19 protein-coding genes are annotated in these 19,475 nt (G+C 38.4%); 11 read left to right on the top strand and 8 right to left on the bottom strand.

Going from position 1 to position 19,475, the window contains the following annotated elements:
* Nucleotides 1–489: 489 nt before the first annotated feature.
* Together U0R11_RS12455 and U0R11_RS12450 are read left to right on the top strand one after the other, a co-directional pair.
* Nucleotides 490–975: a methylated-DNA--[protein]-cysteine S-methyltransferase gene (locus U0R11_RS12455; RefSeq protein ID WP_406752006.1), complete on the top strand. Its 486-nt coding sequence runs from the start codon at nucleotides 490–492 to the stop codon at nucleotides 973–975.
* Nucleotides 976–989: 14 nt separating this feature from the next.
* Nucleotides 990–2,657 (top strand): helix-hairpin-helix domain-containing protein, encoded by a 1,668-nt coding sequence (locus tag U0R11_RS12450; protein ID WP_406752004.1) that lies wholly within the window; start codon nucleotides 990–992, stop codon nucleotides 2,655–2,657.
* On the opposite strand, the gene U0R11_RS12445 is transcribed toward U0R11_RS12450, so the two are convergent.
* A complete protein-coding gene (locus U0R11_RS12445; protein ID WP_276343762.1) occupies nucleotides 2,654–3,376 on the bottom strand; it encodes an LOG family protein in 723 nt (240 codons plus the stop codon). The genes U0R11_RS12450 and U0R11_RS12445 overlap by 4 nt on opposite strands.
* 81 nt (nucleotides 3,377–3,457) lie before the next feature.
* Here U0R11_RS12445 and rpiB point away from each other — a divergent pair, with 81 nt between their 5' ends.
* Nucleotides 3,458–3,895: a ribose 5-phosphate isomerase B gene (rpiB, locus tag U0R11_RS12440; RefSeq protein ID WP_406752002.1), complete on the top strand. Its 438-nt coding sequence runs from the start codon at nucleotides 3,458–3,460 to the stop codon at nucleotides 3,893–3,895.
* Here the strand turns inward: rpiB and U0R11_RS12435 are convergent.
* Nucleotides 3,892–5,262, bottom strand: a complete 1,371-nt coding sequence (locus U0R11_RS12435) for a hypothetical protein (RefSeq protein ID WP_406752000.1) — start codon at nucleotides 5,260–5,262, stop codon at nucleotides 3,892–3,894. The two genes, rpiB and U0R11_RS12435, sit on opposite strands and share 4 nt — an antisense overlap.
* An 85-nt stretch (nucleotides 5,263–5,347) precedes the next feature.
* Between U0R11_RS12435 and rbfA the strand changes: the two genes are divergently transcribed.
* On the top strand, nucleotides 5,348–5,722 hold the full coding sequence (rbfA, locus tag U0R11_RS12430) for a 30S ribosome-binding factor RbfA (RefSeq protein WP_406751999.1): 375 nt from the start codon (nucleotides 5,348–5,350) through the stop codon (nucleotides 5,720–5,722).
* An 11-nt stretch (nucleotides 5,723–5,733) separates the two neighbouring features.
* Nucleotides 5,734–6,957: an ABC transporter permease gene (locus U0R11_RS12425; protein ID WP_406751997.1), complete on the top strand. Its 1,224-nt coding sequence runs from the start codon at nucleotides 5,734–5,736 to the stop codon at nucleotides 6,955–6,957.
* Here the strand turns inward: U0R11_RS12425 and U0R11_RS12420 are convergent.
* The 5 genes from U0R11_RS12420 to U0R11_RS12400 are packed head-to-tail and all read right to left on the bottom strand — an operon-like array spanning nucleotide 6,944 to nucleotide 10,861.
* The gene (locus U0R11_RS12420) at nucleotides 6,944–8,182 is read right to left on the bottom strand and encodes a dicarboxylate/amino acid:cation symporter (protein WP_166374287.1); all 1,239 of its coding nucleotides are present in this window, start codon (nucleotides 8,180–8,182) and stop codon (nucleotides 6,944–6,946) included. The genes U0R11_RS12425 and U0R11_RS12420 overlap by 14 nt on opposite strands.
* Before the next feature lie 4 nt (nucleotides 8,183–8,186).
* Nucleotides 8,187–8,633, bottom strand: a complete 447-nt coding sequence (locus U0R11_RS12415; protein ID WP_406751995.1) for an SRPBCC family protein — start codon at nucleotides 8,631–8,633, stop codon at nucleotides 8,187–8,189.
* Between the two features lie 10 nt (nucleotides 8,634–8,643).
* On the bottom strand, nucleotides 8,644–8,952 hold the full coding sequence (locus U0R11_RS12410; RefSeq protein ID WP_406751993.1) for a hypothetical protein: 309 nt from the start codon (nucleotides 8,950–8,952) through the stop codon (nucleotides 8,644–8,646).
* 4 nt (nucleotides 8,953–8,956) lie between these two features.
* Nucleotides 8,957–9,631 (bottom strand): hypothetical protein, encoded by a 675-nt coding sequence (locus U0R11_RS12405; protein WP_406751992.1) that lies wholly within the window; start codon nucleotides 9,629–9,631, stop codon nucleotides 8,957–8,959.
* A gap of 57 nt (nucleotides 9,632–9,688) precedes the next feature.
* Nucleotides 9,689–10,861 carry a class I SAM-dependent methyltransferase gene (locus tag U0R11_RS12400; RefSeq protein WP_406751990.1) on the bottom strand — a complete coding sequence of 391 codons (1,173 nt, stop codon included), beginning with the start codon at nucleotides 10,859–10,861 and terminating at the stop codon, nucleotides 9,689–9,691.
* Nucleotides 10,862–10,954: 93 nt separating this feature from the next.
* Here U0R11_RS12400 and U0R11_RS12395 point away from each other — a divergent pair, with 93 nt between their 5' ends.
* The 5 genes from U0R11_RS12395 (at nucleotide 10,955) to truA (ending at nucleotide 17,325) form a co-directional block, all read left to right on the top strand.
* Nucleotides 10,955–11,443, top strand: a complete 489-nt coding sequence (locus U0R11_RS12395; protein WP_406751987.1) for a (2Fe-2S)-binding protein — start codon at nucleotides 10,955–10,957, stop codon at nucleotides 11,441–11,443.
* Nucleotides 11,440–13,620: a xanthine dehydrogenase family protein molybdopterin-binding subunit gene (locus tag U0R11_RS12390; RefSeq protein WP_406751986.1), complete on the top strand. Its 2,181-nt coding sequence runs from the start codon at nucleotides 11,440–11,442 to the stop codon at nucleotides 13,618–13,620. Before U0R11_RS12395 ends, U0R11_RS12390 begins: the two co-directional genes overlap by 4 nt.
* Complete coding sequence (locus U0R11_RS12385) at nucleotides 13,620–14,201, top strand: nucleotidyltransferase family protein (RefSeq protein ID WP_406751985.1); 582 nt, start codon at nucleotides 13,620–13,622, stop codon at nucleotides 14,199–14,201. Before U0R11_RS12390 ends, U0R11_RS12385 begins: the two co-directional genes overlap by 1 nt.
* 110 nt (nucleotides 14,202–14,311) lie before the next feature.
* The gene (gene purL, locus U0R11_RS12380) at nucleotides 14,312–16,540 is read left to right on the top strand and encodes a phosphoribosylformylglycinamidine synthase subunit PurL (protein ID WP_406751983.1); all 2,229 of its coding nucleotides are present in this window, start codon (nucleotides 14,312–14,314) and stop codon (nucleotides 16,538–16,540) included.
* A gap of 17 nt (nucleotides 16,541–16,557) precedes the next feature.
* Nucleotides 16,558–17,325 (top strand): tRNA pseudouridine(38-40) synthase TruA, encoded by a 768-nt coding sequence (gene truA / locus U0R11_RS12375; RefSeq protein ID WP_406751982.1) that lies wholly within the window; start codon nucleotides 16,558–16,560, stop codon nucleotides 17,323–17,325.
* Here the strand turns inward: truA and radA are convergent.
* Entirely contained in the window at nucleotides 17,297–18,676 is a 1,380-nt protein-coding gene (radA, locus tag U0R11_RS12370) for a DNA repair protein RadA (protein WP_406751981.1), read from the bottom strand. The two genes, truA and radA, sit on opposite strands and share 29 nt — an antisense overlap.
* Before the next feature lie 104 nt (nucleotides 18,677–18,780).
* On the opposite strand from radA, the gene U0R11_RS12365 reads away from it, so the two are divergent.
* Nucleotides 18,781–19,461 carry an outer membrane beta-barrel protein gene (locus U0R11_RS12365; protein ID WP_406751980.1) on the top strand — a complete coding sequence of 227 codons (681 nt, stop codon included), beginning with the start codon at nucleotides 18,781–18,783 and terminating at the stop codon, nucleotides 19,459–19,461.
* Nucleotides 19,462–19,475: the final 14 nt, after the last annotated feature.

Genomic DNA, 19,475 nt, shown 5'->3' with positions numbered 1-19,475 from the left:
TTCATCATTTATATTTTATAATCTCTTAATGGTATTGATAAAATATGAATTTCATAGGTTCATATTTTAAAATAATCTTATTCAGCTATCAAATAATTGGTTTAATTTTAAAGTATATCGAATGCTAATTTTGATTTTCCCCATTTTGGGAAAGTCAATATCAATGGAACTATTCATACGAAAAATTATAAATAGAATTTTCAAATTCGTTTATATAAAGACATTTATAATTCATCATTTATATTTTATAATCTCTTAATGGTATTGATAAAATATGAATTTCATAGGTTCATATTTTAAAATAATCTTATTCAGCTATCAAATAATTGGTTTAATTTTAAAGTATATCGAATGCTAATTTTGATTTCCCTCTTCTGAGGAAAGTTAATTTATATGGAACTATTCATACGATAAATTATCAATAGAAATTTCAATTTCGTTTTAGATAAATACATTTATAATTCATCATTTATACTTTATAATTTATTTATGTTTTTCTACCATTCTCCCATCGGTTTTATCCAAATAGGCCTTTCTGACAAAGGATTGACTTCCTTGCAATTTGTAGAACAAGGAGGAAATGATGCTTTGCCTGATGACTTGAAGGCTATGCAGGATGAAGTAGTTCGGAACCTAGATGCCTATTTTGAGCAAGCTAATTGGAAGTGGACTTGTCCTGTCGATTTTTCATCAGCAACTACTTTTCAAAAGAAAGTTTGGTCTATTTTGTTGGAAATTCCAGTAGGAGAGGTGATGTCCTACCAACAAATCGCTGAGTTAATCGAACAACCCAAAGCAGCGCAAGCGGTAGGGAATGCCAATGCTCAAAACCCTGTTTTGCTACTGGTGCCTTGCCATCGAGTTATTGGCTCTGATGGTTCATTGGTTGGTTATCGAGGAGAATTGTGGAGAAAAGAATGGTTGTTAAAACATGAAGGATATCCAGGCCTAAGTCAGCAATTGAATCTTTTTTAGGCTTATCTTTGGGCATGGGAAATGATGAAATTGTCGACGCACTAGAATTATTGGTGAAACTATGGGATGTCCATGGGGTCAATGAGTTTAAAAGCAAGAATCTGGCTTTTGCAGCCCGTGGACTAGATAAATATCCCGGTAAAATCTCTTCTCTTTCAGAAACAGAATTAGTACAAATACCCGGCGTAGGGAAGTCCATTGTTAAGATTATTTTAGACCTAATTCAAGTTGGTAGCAGCTCCGACTTAGATGGAATACTAGAACAAACTCCTCCAGGGATATTGAATCTGTTGAAAATCAAAGGTCTAGGTCCCAAGAAAGTGGGTTTAATCTGGAAAGAACTAGGCATTACCGATTTGGATGATTTGCTTACTGCTTGTGAAGAAAATCGCTTGGAGCAATTGAAAGGCTTTGGGAAAGCGGTTCAGGAAAATGTACAGTTATACATCCAATTCCTCAAGCAAAATTCTAAAAAGCTTCGCTTAGATAAAGCCACTCATCTGTCGCAACTCATTCTAGAGCAGTTGAAAACTAAATTCAATCAAGTTGCTGAAGCAGGGGAGTTATCTCGGAACTGTGAAGTTATTTCCGAACTCGTTTTCTTAGTTGAATCAACTGATATCTTTGGTTCTGGTGCTCTTATTAATTCCATCGATGGGATGGAAGAAGACATAAAAGAATCATCTCCCTTCACTTGGAGAGGTATATTTCATGGGCATTTATTGGCGATTCAAATTCATGTCATTGCACCAGATCAATGGGAAAATGCCCTTTTTCAGCAAGTGGCGCATCCAGAGCATTTAGTAGTCATTCAATTTTATAAGCATTTTCAAGGTAAGGCGATTGCCTCTGACAAAGAGGTGTATGAAACCTTGGCTTTGCCCTACATCATTCCTGAAATGCGGGAAGGATTCAAGGAATTTGAATGGTCGCAAAAGCATCAATCCGAGGAGTTGATTCAATACTCCGACTTAAAAGGATGTTTACACAATCATTCCACTTATTCAGATGGAAAAAATACCTTATTGGAAATGGCTGAGGCTTGTCGAGCTCAGGGGTTGCAGTATTTTGGTATAGCTGACCACTCTCAATATGCCGCCTATGCGAATGGTTTAAAGGAAGACCGTGTTCTAGCCCAACAGGAGGAAATAGATCAATTGAATGCCCGATGGAACGATTTTACCATCTTAAAAGGTATTGAGGCAGATATTTTACCTGATGGTTCTTTGGATTATGATGCCTCTGTTTTAGCGCGATTTGATTATGTGGTAGCCTCGGTTCATGCCCAGTTGGCCATGGATATAGATCGTTCCATGCCGCGTGTTTTGAAGGCAATCGAAAATCCATATACTTCTATATTGGGTCATCCTACGGGCCGACTTTTACTGACACGTGCTGGTTTTCCACTACAAATGGATAAGATTTTAGATGCCTGCAAGGCCAATGGCGTTAGCATCGAATTAAATGCTAGTCCGTATCGCTTAGATTTAGACTGGCGATACATTTATGATGCCATGGATAAGGGGATTTATGTTTCCATCAATCCTGATGCCCACCAAATAGAAGGCATCAGAGATATGGAATATGGGGTCAAAGTAGCTCGAAAAGGAGGTTTATTGCGCTCCTTAACCTTGAATGCTTTGAATGTACAAGACTTGAAAACCTTTTTTAAAAAGGCTTAGAAGTTTGGTTTCAATAGGTATTTAGCATAGAATTCATCAATCACCCTAACGGCTTCGGTAGGTGTATCAACTAAGGAGAATAAGTCCAAATCTTCCTCATTGATATTCCCTTGCGTGATCATGGTGTTTTTTACCCAATCAATTAACCCTTTCCAGTAGTCTGTTCCTACCAATACGACGGGGAAACGTCCAATTTTATGGGTTTGAATCAGTGTCAAAGATTCAAACATTTCATCCAAGGTGCCAAATCCCCCTGGCATGATGATAAATCCTTGTGAGTATTTCACAAACATAACTTTTCTGACAAAGAAGAAATCAAAATTGATGTTCTTGTCGTGATCGATGTAAGGATTGGCAAATTGTTCAAATGGCAATTCAATATTTAATCCTACAGATCTACCACCTTCGGTTTTTGCTCCTTTATTACCTGCTTCCATGATACCTGGACCACCACCGGTGATAACTCCATATCCATGTCTTACTAGTTTGGCGGCAATTTCTTCTGCCACTTGGTAATAAGGATTGTCTGGTTTTGTTCTAGCTGATCCAAATATGGACACACAGGGGCCAATTTTTGAAAGTTTATCAATACCTTCTACAAACTCACTCATGATCTTGAATATCCTCCAAGATTCTTCTGATTTTATTTGTGCCCAGGTTTTGTCTCCAAATGCTTTTTTGATTTTTTCTTCTTCGTGCTGCCGATCGTTCTCCAACATAAATTTATTCTTTTGATACTTCGCAAATGTAGGATTTATCCGCTTACCTTTGTCAAGAATTTAGAACTAAAATACAAGACAATGAGCTTAACTTTTGCTGTTGGTGGTGATCATGCCGGATTTGATTATAAAAATGATTTAATAGCTTTCTTATCAGAAAGAGGAATCACAGTGAAGGATTATGGTACTTTTTCAGCGGATTCAGTGGATTATCCAGATTTCGCGCATCCTGTGGCTTCAGCCGTAGAAAATGGCGAGCAGCGTTTCGGTTTATTGTTATGTGGTAGCGCCAATGGAGTGGCCATTACAGCAAATAAACACCAAGGTATTCGGGCTGGCCTAGCTTGGAATGTGGAAGTAGCTAAATTAGTTCGGCAACATAATGATGCCAATGTCATTTGTTTACCTGTTCGTTTTATCTCTTTAGAAGAAGCTAAAGCTTGTTTAGCCGCATTCATAGAAACTCCCTTTGAAGGTGGTCGTCATCAAGGGCGCGTAAGTAAAATCTCTTGTAGTTAAGGATTTTTTTGGTACAAATTGGGGGAGATTTGTCGATACGACTTCCTCAAACTAGGTAAATAGACGCTCAGCTTTTTGATGTTGTTTTCTGCATCGTAAATGTAATCTGGAGCGTCTTTTTCAAAATATTCATGCAGTAAAACCACGTTTTTATACTGATCTAAATTAGAAAACAGGGGTTTTGCTAAATCCCAATTGACAAATGGCCCAACCATTTGGTTCCCTAAATATTCTTCTATTTGAGGCCCCAATACCATTAATCGTTGATTTTTTAAAGTCAAGGTTGGGGCAGGTATGCGCTCATGATCCTTGTTTTTGAGTTCAATTTGCACATTGTACCATGTACCCGCAATTAACAACCAGATAGCTATTTCTTTCAGAATGGAATTGCTACTCAAATGGAAGATATTGAGTCCAAAATAAGCTAGCGCTGGAAGGAAAAAAAGTAAATTGATACGAATCAAGGAAGGGACGGTCAAGGTGGCCAAAATGGCTGTGATAAGCCAAATTAAATTAGTTTGCTGTCCTTTTTGCGCATTGGAACGGATTCTTCTACTGCGTAAAACCAGCCAAAAACCCCAAATTCCAATGAATAAGGCGGGAGCAAAAACGCCAGCAATTTGAGTGACTTCCAATTGCTCAGGGACCTGAAACTGAAAGGCTGATCGTTTAAATACTTGAATCATGAAGGGCAAATTTCCATTGATGGAAAAGAATAAAATATTCAAGGAGAAGACCATGAAGAACCCAACAAACATCAATACGATTTGTCGCAAGGTGATACCCGAATAAAAGAGTAAACTCAATAATGCCCACACAAAAAATATAGAATAACTCAAATAGAATAAACTGGCGATGGCCATGTAAATACCTATCAATATGACACGGTCATTGACAAGCAAAGTTCTTTGTTGGTAGATAATTTCTCTCCAAGCCAATAATAGAAAAGTCAAGCCGACCAAAGCTGGTCCTGGGGCTAAAAACTCCATGGATAAATGAAAGATGATGGCATACATCAAAAAAGGCAAATACCCGATTTGAGGCATCAATTCAAAGCGCTGTATGGTTTGTTGAAAAATATAGCTTTGGTAAATAACAATGATGGAAGATATATAAATGTTCCAATGTACTGGAATCGAAAACCATTGTATGATCTGATAAAATAAAGCAGCTAAAGGGGCTGTATTATCACTAATGTCCTCATAAATCAAAAATCCTTGATTCAGTTTTTGACCTAATAAATAATTTTTTATCTCCCACGGAAATGGAGCCAAGCCCCATTGCTGGATATAAAATAAACTAATAAGCCAAATGGCTACCAACAAAAGGGTAGGCAAGATGGAATCAGATTTGAAAATTTGGAACATATTTTTGGAACACCTTCCCTAAATTACGGTTAATCCAATTATTATTCTGAAATTTGTGAGATTTTTAGGTAAAGAAAGGAGAAATATGGAAAGCAAGCGTCAACAAAAGTTTGGTCGACAAATACAAAAGGATTTAAGTGATATCTTTCAAAAAGAATTTAGAGAAATTTTTGGGAAAGGGATGGTCACAATTACGGATGTAAAAATGAGTCCAGATTTATCGGCAGCTCGTTGTTATTTGAGCTTTCTTTTAGTGGATGATCCACAGAGTATCGTGGATGTTTTAGAAGAAAAAACCAAAGCCATTCGAAATGCTTTGGCTAATCGCATTCGTCATCAAGTACGAATCATCCCACATTTGTCGTTTTATTTGGACGATACTGCTGCTTATGCAGCTAAAATTGAAGCTTTATTTGAAGGATTGGTCATTCCTCCAGCTACGGAAGAGGAAGATAAATAAATTGTATTCCCTTGAATCTACCCTTATTTGTTGCAAAAAGGTATTTTTTCACCAAGTCTAAGGCGAGTTTTATCACCTTCATTTCCCGTATTTCTATGTTAGGAGTAGGGTTGGAGGTTATGGCACTCATTCTAATTTTGTCGGTTTTCAATGGTTTAGAAGAATTCCAAAAGGGATTATTTAAAACCTATGACCCAGATTTGAAGATTATATCTTCCAAAGATGCCCGATTTACGCTTTCGCCGCAACAACTAGTAGCAGCAAAATCATTAGCAGGCGTTCGTTTTGTCAATCCCATTTTAGAAGATCAAGCGCTTATTCGGTATAAGAACAAGCAATTGGTGGTTCGTTTTAAAGGGGTTGATGATGAGTTTTTGAAGGCCGAACGTTTAAAGAAACAAGTGGTAGAAGGTGATTATTTTGTCCAAAATGGAGAACATGCCTTTGCTGTCGTCGGTATTGGTGTGTTTTTAGATATGGGAATGAGTTTTGAAGATGTCTTTACACCCATAGAAGCATGGTATCCCAATCACCAAGCTTTAAAACGATTTACTGTCAATGAGCAGTCTATTCGTAGCAATCACTTTTTCCCTTCTGGAGTGATGGAAGTGGAGCAGTCTTTTGATAATCAAATGGTATTAGTTCCTTTGACTTGGATGGAAGAACTAATGGGTGTTGAAAATCAAATTTCCGCTTTGGAGATTATGGTCGAAGATGGTGCAGATGCGCAACAAATTAAAACAAAACTGGTCGGTTTATTTGGGAATACTTTTCAAGTTCAGACTCGAGACGAGCAACATGCCGCAATTTTGAAAGCGATCAAGATTGAAAAATTCTTTGCTTTCTTGATCATGGCATTTGTGATGGGAATTGCTTCCTTTACCTTGTTTTATGCCCTTTCTTTATTGGTCATTGAGAAAAAGAAAGATTTAGCCACCTTATTGGCTATGGGTTTTACCAAAAAACAGATGTTCCAAACATTCTTATTGGTAGGTGTATTAATTAGTTTCTCAGGAGCCATCATCGGAATGATCTTAGGCTATGGTTTAGGCTATATCCAAGAAGAATTTGGTATTATTTCTTTAGGAATCCCCAATTCACTGATCGACGCCTATCCCATCCAAATGCGCTTAGGAGATTTCATCCAAACTGCCCTGGTGGTCATCCTCGTTACCTTCTTTGCGTCCATATTTCCAGCGAGGAAAGCCGTTGAAATGACTTTTAGGCGCTCGTAGGTGGATTGAATTCTCCTTCCCATTTAGACACCACACAGGTAGCTACCCCGTTACCCGCCACTGATGTTACCGTTCTACCCATATCCAAGAAAGGATCGACTCCTAATAACAAGGCGATTCCTTCAGCAGGTAAATTAAACATCGTCAAGGTTCCCGCAATAATAACCAGCGAGGCTCTAGGCACTCCTGCAATTCCTTTGGATGTAATCATCAAGGTTAACAGCATGGTGATTTGTTGCTCTAAGCTTAAATGTACCCCATAAGCTTGTGCTATAAATCCTGTGGCAAAGGTCATGTACAACATAGACCCATCTAAATTAAAACTATATCCTAAGGGTAAAACAAATCCTACAATTCTGCGACTGCAACCAAAGCGTTCTAATGCTGCTATGGTTTGGGGAAAGGAGGCTTCCGAACTGGCCGTTGAGAAGGAGATTAACAATGCCTCTTTGAGTTCTTTTAATAATGCCCAATAAGGTATTTTATTAAAAATACAGATTAGCCATAAGATCACCACGGTAAAGAATAATAGGCCGCCTAAGAAACAAATCATTAAATAACCGTAACTGATTAAAATACTTAATCCCTTATTTGCTACTACAGTAGTCATTGCTGCAAAAACAGCATAAGGAGCTACTTCCATCACATAATTGACCATTTTAAAAACCACTTCAGCTAAGTTTTCAAATACATGAATCAGCTTTTTACCGGTTTCACCTATGGAACCAAGAGCCACACCAAAGAATAAAGAAAAGATGACAATTTGAAGAATTTCATTTTCTGCCAATGCCTTGAAAAAGCTATCTGGGAATATATGTAAAATGAAATCTTCCATGGTTTTTACCTTAGAAGCATCAATCCCCGTAGAAGTTCCCGCTGCAGGCTTTGGCCAAGATTGTAAACTTCCTGGTTGAGTGATATTCACCACAACGAGTCCAGTAACTAAAGACAGTAAGGTAGCGAAATAAAAATATCCAATGGTTTTTAAACCAATTCTACCAACGGCTTTAAAGTCCCCTAATTTGGCAATGCCCACTACCAGCGTACAGAATACGAGTGGTCCAACAATCATTTTGATTAAGCGAAGGAAAATCTTGGATATTACTTGAAAACGTTGTGCCCACTCATGACTTTCTTCAGGAGAGAATGACAAGTAGAAGTATTCACCTAATGCAAGGCCTAGAATAAATCCTAAAATGATTTTTTGGGTAAGGCTTAATTTCATATGTTTAGCGAAGTGTAAGTAAGGATTTATAAAAAGGTTTGCGGTAGGCTATCATCCCCCAAAGTAATGGATAAAGTAGAATATCTAAAAATTTAGAAGAAGTGGAATAAGAAATCTGATCAATGACGAGCGTTTGATTATTGGGTAGTTTCTCTAAGATATGCTCGTGTTTCCAATAGTTCATTCCCAAAGGAATGCGCCTACCTTCATCGATAAAATAGATTTTATCATCACTTTGGAAATCTTCCGTAATTTCTGAGTCCCAATACAAGCTAAATAAGCCTAATTTGATTTCTAATTGGACTAGATCTCCTTTACGACAGCCATCAAATCGCTTGATGGATACAGGAGGGAATGGGGGAGATAATTTGCTTAGTAAATCTTTATCAAAAAGAGCCCAAACATATTCAATTGGTGAATTAATAGGCGTTTGGACTCTGAATGATGGCATAAGGTTGAGTTTACTTAATCATATAACTTACAAGACTTAGTAATGTTGAGAAAATCGTTTTCACACCTATAACAATATATTTAGTCCAATGACTTCTCTCTTCATTCAATTGCGCGTCTTGTTGATTATCCTCCTCCTTTTTCTGGACTTGATTAAATTCTTTTTTCGCTGAACTAATCAAGGGCTGCTTAAATTGCTTGGTACTATCAATTCCCACAAAATATGTTTGTGGTCTCATGGCAGAATATTCCACCAATCCAAAACTACTAGTCATGATGTAGATCATGACAACTCCCAAAAAATGAATGGATTTTTTCACGGGTTTAGTCTTTAATTTTCTTTTTTGCTGATTCTACTGCTTGATTTTGAAGAATTAAAGCATCTTCAGTTGCTTTTTGATCTAATTTATTTTGCTCTTGGTTAGCGAGTAATTTCTCTTTTTCTAATTTCGCTTCTTCTAATTTCTTCGTTAATAATTCGGTTTGCCTTTTATTAGCCTCTAACTCTCTGACGAGCCTTTCTGCCGATTTCGTGTTTTTTACCTTTTGACTAGTCAAATTTGCTAGCTTTTGCTCTTCCTTTCTTACCGCTTCCTCTAAATTTAGAATTTGAATAAAATCCTCTAACCAAGCGGTGGCCTCCTTAAATTGGGCATGACCAGTTTGAATGTAATCATCTGGGCCTAAAGCGATGGAAACAAACAATTTTGTTTTATTATTTTCTTCAGAAATTTTAGACAATAAGGGGAATGAGTTCTTAGAAATCGATGTAATACGCGTATCAAAACTATTGATAGCTCCACCTTTTCCATTTTCTACTCGACCAAACTTCTTTAAATAGTTTTTCCAACTTTCAATGGCGTATTTTTCCTCTGTTGCTAAGTAAGTAAAAAAGCCTTCTTTTTTGGAACGCTCAATCTCCGTCATACCCGAATATATTTGAGCTTGACCCACGAATGCACCGAAAACAAATACTGCTAGGAAAAAATACTTAGACATAGACTTAATTTGTTGAATATAAAGAACAAAGGTAAATTTTTTAGTCAAAATACGAAATCAATTTACTGGACATTTTTCTGTAAGCGCCAGGACATTTTTTTGATGCTCATCTTGAAAGGCAAATAGAGTCCAAGGGCCACCTTCTTTTATTTTCCATTTCTTTCGTATTTCTTCGGGACTCATCGGAAAGTTTCTCGTACTGATATTGGCTTTTCCCGAAGGAATATGTGTCTCAATCCATTTTTTATCTGGATTTCCCTGAGCTATTACCTTAAATTGTCGACCAGAAAAAGAAGCCTCTCTTTCAGTAGAAGTATATAAATGGGTATTAAGCCCTAATTTTACTAGCTGATCTCCCGCAATTAATTTAAAGAAACCAGCTTTTAGTATACCTGCATGGGGTTCGTATAGGTATTGACCTAATGGACCCATTTTACATGGTGCTTTTCGCTCATCGCTTAATTTGCCTTGAAAAATCAGACTATTACTTAGACTTAATTCATGGATTTCTATCACTGGATCCATCGTAGCGTGTTGCGATTTTAGAAATAGTAATTCCTTTACCTCATTTTTTACTCCGATAATCCAAACTTTATCCACTCCTTGTAAACTATGAATGGCCCGACTGATATCAAGAAGGGGACTAGTTTTAATTAATAATTGGGTGTTCCCATTAATACAAGGTAAGAGTTCAAGCACATTGGGTTCACAATCTTCCAATAAAATGACTTTTTCTCCTTTGGAACCTCTTCTAGCAGGATCTAGGTAAATATAATCCCAACTCGAAGTATGCCTTTTCATATAGTCTATCCCGTCACCATGTATATGTTGTATGGAATCTCCCAATAATACCTGATGATTGAATTGAGTAATTTGTGCTAATTTTTCATCCCTTTCTACATACGTTACGGAATGCCCCAGCTGGGCAAATGCCCATGAGTCGACACCCATACCACCCGTTAAGTCAATTATTTTTCCTTGAATCAAACTAGCCTTGAAAAGTGCCGTATCCTCTGATGATGCTTGTTCTAGATTTAATTGGGGAGGAAAAAATACTTCTTCTTGGGCAATCCAAGAGGGTAATTTATGTGCTAACTTCTGCCTAGCTTGAATCTGAGGAACTAGTTTACCTAAGGAAATGCCATTGTTTTGTCCCTTTGACAGACTTAACTGATATGGGTCATCGTGGGCATGTTCTTGAATAAATTTGATTTCCTCTTTGGTTAGCATCTTGCAAATTTAAAGCCTTATTTAATTTTCTCATCTAAGACGAAAGGAATTTGATTTTATTGTAAATTTATCATCTAATCTATAATCAAAGCCATGAGTAAGTACAGCATCAAACTTAATGGGAAGAAACATCTGGTAGATGTGGCTTCTGATACGCCCCTTTTATGGGTAATACGTGATGAAATTGGGATGACAGGGACCAAATTTGGATGTGGGATGGGTCTTTGCGGCGCCTGTACTGTTTTATTAAACGGAAAACCCATTCGCTCTTGTTCAACGCCGATATCAAGTATCAAGCCTGAAGATAAATTAATCAGTATAGAAGGTTTATCTACTACGACAAGTCATCCAGTTCAATTGGCTTGGATAAATGAACAAGTTCCACAATGTGGTTATTGTCAATCGGGTCAGATTTTAGCTGTTGCATCTTTATTAGACTCCAATCCAAATCCAACAGATCAAGATATTGATACCGCTTTGGCAGGAAATATTTGTCGATGTGGTACCTACCAAGACATGCGCAAAGCTATACATGCTGCCGCCAAATCTATGAAAAGCCAATCTAAAACAAAATCCAAATGAGCGCAAATACAACAAAGCAAACCTCGAGAAGAGATTTTATCAAGATAAGCGCTCAAACGGCAGCTTTTCTTGCTATTGGTTTTGAAAATTTAGCCAATGGAAAAGGGGTGAAAGTCAAAAATTTGGCTCATGAACCACATATTGGAGTAGAAATAAATCCTTATGTACTGATCAACGAATCAGGGAAAGTAACTTTATTTAATGCAAGACCCGATATGGGTCAGGGAACATCCCAATCTATACCGATGCTGATTGCAGAGGAATTAGAAGTTCGTTTAGATCAAGTTGAAATAGTTACTTCTGACGGTTCAGCCAAATTTGGCTCTCAATTGTCAGGAGGCTCTTCATCCGTAAGTACCCGATACTTACCTATGCGAACAGTCGGTGCTGCTGTCAAAGAAATGCTTGTACAGGCTGCCGCAAATCAATGGCATGTTCCAGTGAGTGCCTGCTATGCCAAAGAAGGACGCGTATATCAAAAGAATAAATCCATCAGTTTAGGATACGGGGAATTAGTAGCTTCGGCAGCTAAATTACCTGTGCCTGCCAATCCTGTACTTAAAAATCCAGCCGATTTCACCCAAATTGGTAAATCCATTCCAAGACCTGAAATTCCTTCCAAAGTGAATGGAACCGCTAAATTTGGTATGGATGTCGTTATACCCGGTATGTTATATGCGAGTATAGCTCATGCTCCAAGTATACATGCCAAAGTGAAATCTTATCAAGGAGAAAAAGCAATCGCTAGTCAAGGTGTAAAATTTGTACTTAAAACGGAGCGTAAAATGCCTCATGCTAGTACAGAAGCAGTAGCCGTATTAGCTGACTCCTATTGGGCTGCCTTAAAAGGGAAGCGTCTTTTAGATATTGAGTGGGAAAGCACAGAAGCTGATTCCATGAATACAGAGAAGTATTTCAATCAATTGAAAGAAGCGGGTAAATCTTCCGGTTTTGAATACAAAGAATCGTTGACAGGTGATGTGAATAAGGCATTTGCTGGAGCCAATCAAGTCATTGAGGCTTCCTACCAAACGCCATTTTTAGCTCATGCGCCGATGGAGCCCGAAAATGCTACCGTATATGTGCAAGATGGTAAAGTGGAAGTGTGGGCACCTGTTCAAGGGCCTGACTCATTGGTCTCAGAATTAGCGGCTTATCTAGGTATTAAAAAAGAAAACGTTAAAATTAATGTTACTTTCTTAGGAGGTGCCTTTGGTAGAAAAGCCTATTACGATTATGTCTTGGAAGCAGCGCATTTATCCAAGCAAATTAATGCTCCAGTTAAAGTCGTTTGGACGCGAGAAGATGATACCCAACAAGGACCCTTCCGTCCGGGGATGTTATCTGTCATGAAAGGTGCTTTAGATGCACAAGGTAAGGTGCTGGCTTTTGAACATCGCTTAAACGGAGCTTCTATTTTAAATCAAGTATTTCAAGTTCCTATTGACAATGCTCCTGATCCATGGGCAGAAGAAGGTATCAATTTACCCGATAGTCCATATACCTTCCCAAATAGAAGAAACTCCTTTAGTCTAGTTAAAACTAAAATCCCCATTCTTTGGTGGCGATCAGTGTATGCTTCTACCAATTTATTTGGTCAAGAATCATTCATCGATGAATTAGCTCACCAAGCTAAAAAAGACCCATTGGCATTTCGATTAGACATGTTGGCTGGTTCTCCTCGTTTCGTAGGTGTTTTAAAGAAGTTAGCTGAATTGTCGAATTACCAACAACTAAAGGCTCAAGGTAAAGCCGTTGGTATCGCCATCGCTCGTTCCTTTTCTTCCATTTGTGCTCACGCCATAGTGGTGGAAAAACAAGGAAATGGAGTGGTCATTAAAAAAGTATACTCAGTCATTGACTGCGGTGTGGCCATTAATCCTCGAAATATTAAAGCCCAAGTGCAAAGTAATATTACGATGGGTTTAACAGCTGCCATTAAGAATGAAATTACCGTGGTTCAAGGACAAACCCAGCAAAGTAATTTCCATGACTACGCTGTGCTTCGACAAGGTGAGATACCTGAAATCGAAGTATTTGTAATGACCAATAACGAAGCACCGGGAGGAGTAGGAGAACCTGGACTTCCTCCAGTAGCTCCTGCCTTGTGTAACGCGGTTTTTTTAGCCACAGGAAAGCGTGTAAGAACATTACCATTTGATATCTCAAACGTCTAATGATTGGAGTTCTGTTAGCAGCGGGTTCTTCCTCCCGACTAGGTGAGCCTAAGGCTTTAATTCATTTAGGTCAGAAAACATTAGTAGAAAGGAGCTTGCAGGTTTTGCAAGCTCCTTTTATTGATACCATAGTCGTGGTGCTTGGAGCAGAAAAAGAGGCCATTCGGTCGATCATTTCTCAGGAAAGGATAGAAATACTTGAAAGCCAAGAATGGGCTTTAGGTCAAGGGAATACTTTATCTGAATGTATGAGAGCTTTGGCACCTAGGCAAGAGCCTGTTCTCGTTATGCTAGTAGATACTCCATTTGTTCTGGAAAAACATCTTCAAGCCCTAGTTGAAGCTCATGTCTCAAATCCGAGTCACGTCATTATCTCTTCATTTCAAGGTCAATCTTCTCCACCTGTTTTGATTCCTTTTGAACACCAACAGAAATTATATGATTGGAAGGGAGATAAAGGTTTTGGACCTTTTTGGAAATCTCATCCAGACATTTGTCAATGGATTTCTTTCAAGGAAGAATACCGAGATTTAGATAAAGCCGAGGATAAAAAGTATTGGGAGGAAAATTGGGATAAATAGACCAAATAATCGGAATAATCCTGATGTAATCGTTTCCCTCCAAGCAAAAATTATTACCTTTGTGCTCAATTGTGTGCTTCCCAGCCATTTCTTACATTAAAATTTATATTGTGGAATCCAACGAAAGCTTACCCACCCTCGAAACAGCCCAAAAATTAGGTTTACTTCCAGAAGAATATGATCGTATTCAGGAGATTTTAGGTCGCAAGCCTAACTTCACTGAATTATCCATTTTCTCTGTCATGTGGTCTGAGCACTGTAGTTATAAAAACTCCATTGTTTGGTTAAAAACCCTGCCGAAAGATTCTCCACGTATGTTGGCTAAAGCCGGTGAAGAAAATGCAGGTTTGGTGGATTTAGGCGACGGTTTAGGATGTGCCTTTAAAATTGAATCACATAACCACCCTTCTGCTTTAGAGCCTTATCAAGGTGCTGCTACGGGTGTAGGTGGTATCAATCGTGATATTTTTACCATGGGTGCTCGTCCGATCGCTCAATTGAACTCCTTGCGATTTGGAAATATAGAATTAGCCAAAACTAAATGGTTAGTAAAAGGTGTCGTGAAAGGGATCGGTGATTATGGTAATGCCTTTGGTATTCCTACCGTTGGGGGAGAAGTATTCTTTGATGATTGTTATTCCACGAATCCTTTAGTGAATGCCTTTTCTGCGGGTATTTTAAAAGTTGGAAAACAAGCTTCTGCTATTTCTTATGGTGTTGGGAACCCCGTATTTATTGTTGGTTCAGCAACTGGAAAAGATGGTATTGGTGGAGCAAGTTTTGCTTCAGAAGATATCACCTCAAAGTCATCAGAGAAATTACCTGCCGTACAAGTAGGTGATCCTTTCCAAGAAAAATTATTATTAGAAGCTTCTTTAGAGATCATTGAAGCAGGTTGTGTGATTGGTATTCAAGATATGGGTGCAGCAGGTATTATTTGCTCTACGTCTGAAATGTCTGCCAAAGGAGAGCATGGAATGATCATTGATTTATCTAAAGTTCCTACGCGTCAACCGAATATGAAACCTTTTGAAATTCTTTTATCAGAATCTCAAGAGCGTATGTTAATTGTGGTAGAGAAAGGTAGAGAGCACGAGGCTAAAAAGATATTTGATAAGTGGGATTTAAATTGTGAACAAATTGGTGAAGTGACTGACACAAAACGTCTTCAATTCTTCCAAGATGGACAATTGGTTGCCGATGTTCCGGCAGACGATTTAGTATTGGGCGGAGGCGCGCCAATCTATCACCGTGAATACCGTGAACCAGCTTATTACCAAGAGTTTAAGAAATTTAAGATAGATTCTGTTGCCGATTTAGAAGCCGGTGAAATGAGTAAAGCATTTGATTTTTTAATGAATCACCCAAACATTGCTTCTAAAAAATGGGTAGCCGAACAATATGATTCTTCCATTGGGCGTGCCAATCGGAACACTAATGCTCCTTCGGATGCTGCGGTGGTGAAAGTACATGGATCTAATAAATCCATTGTGATCACGGTCGACTGTAACTCGCGTTACGTGAATGCTGATCCAGAAGAGGGTTGTGCGATCGCAGTAGCTGAGGCCGCTCGTAATATTGTATGTTCTGGTGGCGTGCCCGTTGCGATCACCAATTGCTTGAATTTCGGTAATCCTTATGTACCAGAGGTATATTGGCAGTTTGTAGGTGCTATTAAAGGTATGAGAAAAGCCTGTTTGGCATTTGAAACTCCAGTTACTGGTGGTAATGTGAGTTTTTATAACCAATCGTCTGATGAAGGTCCAGTATTCCCAACACCTACGATCGGTATGTTGGGGATCTTAGAGGAGGCGAGTCAGAAAATGACTTTAGACTTCAAAGAAGAAGGAGATTTGATTTATTTAGTAGGAGAAAGTGTGAATGATATCGCTTCTTCTGAATATTTGTATTCCTATAAAGGTGTTAAAGCTAGTCCATCTCCGCATTTTGTTTTGGAGACGGAACAAAAAATTCAAGGAGGAATTGCTCGTTTGATTCAACAATCCTTGATTCAATCAGCGCATGATTTATCTGATGGGGGTTTATTAGTTGCTTTAGCTGAGTCATCATTCCCTCGTCAAAAAGGTTTTGCCATCAATTCCGACCAAAACATTCGTCAAGATGCTTTCTTATTTGGTGAAGCTCAAAGCCGTGTTTTAGTGTCGGTTGCTCCTGAAAAACAAGCTGCATTTGAAGCTCAATTGAAGTCACAAACGATTCCATTTAGTGCTTTAGGTGTGGTTACGGGTCGTGATTTCATCGTAGATGGACAAATTGTTTCTTCTCAAGCCCAGGCTTCTGAATCATTCCATACAGCATTGGAAAAGGCATTGAATTAAACAAAATCCCCACAGAAATGAGCCGTTATCTACTACAGTTTTCGTACGATGGCGGCTTTTTTCATGGATTTCAAATTCAGCAAAATGCCATTTCAGTTCAGTCGGAACTTGAAAAGGCTCTGAGTACCATTGCTGGCATTTCTGTGGATTTAGTGGGGAGTAGTCGAACTGATACGGGTGTTCATGCCCGCGAACAATTTGCTCATTTTGATATTTTTGAGGAGGCAAATCAGCCAAAGGTGGATTGGGTATATCGATTGAACCGGATACTTCCTGCAAGTTTAGCCATTCAGGCCGTATATCAAGTGCCCGATGATTTTCATGCGCGTTTTGATGCTACAGGCAGAACCTATGAATATCGCATTAGTCAGTCAAAAGATCCTTTTTCACGAGAATATGCTTATTGGTTTGAAGCTCCATTAAACTTGGATGCAATGAATCAAGCTGCTCAGATGCTATTGAATCACCGAGATTTCCAGAGTTTTTCTAAGGTAAAAACAGATGTGACGACTTTTGACTGTCAAATAAGTCGAGCAGAATGGAAAAAAGAAGGCAATCAGTTGATTTTTACGATTCAAGGAAATCGCTTTTTACGCGGCATGGTTCGTGCAGTAGTTGGGACCTTGATTGAAATAGGGCTGGGTAAATGGGACCAAGCTGATTTAATCAGGATTTTAGATGCGAAAGATCGAAAACAAGCCGGTAGGGCTGTTCCTGCGCATGGATTACATTTAATAGAAGTTGCATATCCAGAAATTACGTTCGTTTCCAAATGTTCATCATAACTTCCATCCAAGTGCTGGCCATTTGAACCTTAATCGTTTTGGCTTTATAATTGATGCTTTTCTGATTGTATTTACTAATCCAAATCTCTTTAAATCCAAGTTTTTCTGCCTCTGCGATGCGTTGATCTATACGTGTCACAGCACGTAATTCTCCTCCTAAACCTACTTCGGAAGCAAAACAAATACTGGAATCGATGACTTTATCTTCATGTGAAGAAAGTAAAGACATACAAGCAGCTAAATCCAAGGCTGGATCATCTACTCGGATACCACCCGTTATATTCAAAAACACGTCTTGTGTTCCTAGCCTAAATCCTCCTCTTTTTTCCAGAACGGCCAACAACATATTCAATCGTTTGGCATCGTATCCCGTAGCAGTTCTTTGCGCCGTGGCATAAGAAGTTTGGGTGACTAAAGACTGGATTTCAATCAATAGGGGTCTATTTCCTTCCAAAATGGTTCCAATAGCTATACCTGAAGCAGGCTCATCTCTGGAGGAAAGGAGAATTTCAGATGGATTGCTCACGGGCCTTAAACCATTGCCTAGCATTTCATATATTCCTAGCTCAGAAGTACTTCCAAATCGATTTTTCGTAGTTCGAAGAATTCGGTAAATCATATTTCGATCTCCTTCAAATTGTAGAACTGTATCCACTAAATGTTCCAATACTTTAGGACCTGCAATGGATCCTTCTTTGGTAATATGACCCACAAGAAAGATGGGTGTACCACTTTCTTTGGCAAATCTCATGAGTTCCAAGGCACATTCTCTGATTTGAGAAACAGAACCAGGACCAGATTCTATCTGATCTGAATATAAAGTTTGTATGGAATCTATGATGATTAGATCAGGCTCTAAATCGACCAAATGCTTGAAGATTTGCTGAGTGTTGGTTTCTGTCAAGATGTATAAATCTTGTGAAATTGGTCCTAAACGGTCAGCTCTCAATTTTATCTGTTGTTCTGATTCTTCTCCAGTGACATACAATATTCTTGGACCTTGAAGAGAAAGCGCTACTTGAAGCAGCAAGGTAGATTTACCAATGCCTGGCTCACCGCCGATCAAGACTAAACTTCCAGGAACGATACCTCCACCTAAGACCCGATTGAATTCTTCATCCGAACATTGAAGTTTGGGACTGCTCTCAAAGCTGATTTCCTGCAATAATTTAGGTACAGGAGCCGTTCTACTAGTGCTTTTATTTTTCCAAACTTCAGCTGGATGTATGGTCGTTTCAATGAGTTCTTCCACAAAAGTATTCCATTCTCCACAAGCAGGACATTTACCTAACCATTTAGGAGAGGACTGTCCACAAGATTGACAAATAAAAGAGGTTTTGGCTTTGGCCACATAAATAGATTAAGAACCCAAAATTACGCTTTGATTTGGTTTTTCCTTTTTTTTCGAAGTAAAAAGGATAATTTTACAAGCTAATTGAATTAAACCGCCCAATCATGAAAAAGTCAATGAAGTTCAGCTTACTGTTTTTGTTCCTTTCAGGAATGATTTTTCAAGCTAATGCCCAATTTGGGGCTAGAAAAGTTACAGGTAGTTTATTCCGATTTGGAATAAAAGGAGGTATCACTTTGTCCTCCATTAATGTAGAAAGTATGACATATAAAGGAGCCTCTGTTCCCATAAATGATATCATCAATCAGAATCTTGCATTAAAAACAGGTTATGTTGGTGGTGTTTATGCACGGGTAGGACGTAAATTGTTCATTGAGCCTGAAGTATTAGTTACTGCCAAAAATGCCACAATCAACATAACTAGTATGAATAAAATGGTGGATGTAGCTTATACAAGTTTAGATGTACCTATATTGTTGGGATACAAACTAGGACCATTACACGTTTTGGCAGGTCCTGTGGCATCGTATAATTTGAATTCAGATAATACCATTGCTCAGGCGATTACTTCCGTAGCATCTTCAGCCTCTGTTCGAGATGCTATCTCCAAGGCGTATTTTTCCTACACCGTAGGAGGAGGTTTGGATTTATTGGGATTAACTGTAGATCTACGCTATGAAGGGAATTTAACAGATTTGTCAAATACGGTGCCCATTCCTTCCGATGTGAATATTTCTCAAAAGGCTAGTGTATGGCATCTTACCTTAGGTATAAAAATATTATAATTAACGTTTTATTG

The sequence above is a fragment of the Aquirufa salirivi genome (genome assembly GCF_045310485.1).
GTDB lineage: Bacteria > Bacteroidota > Bacteroidia > Cytophagales > Spirosomataceae > Aquirufa > Aquirufa salirivi.
Note: the sequence above shows the minus strand (reverse complement) of the source record. Positions and strands in the feature narration are given on the sequence as shown.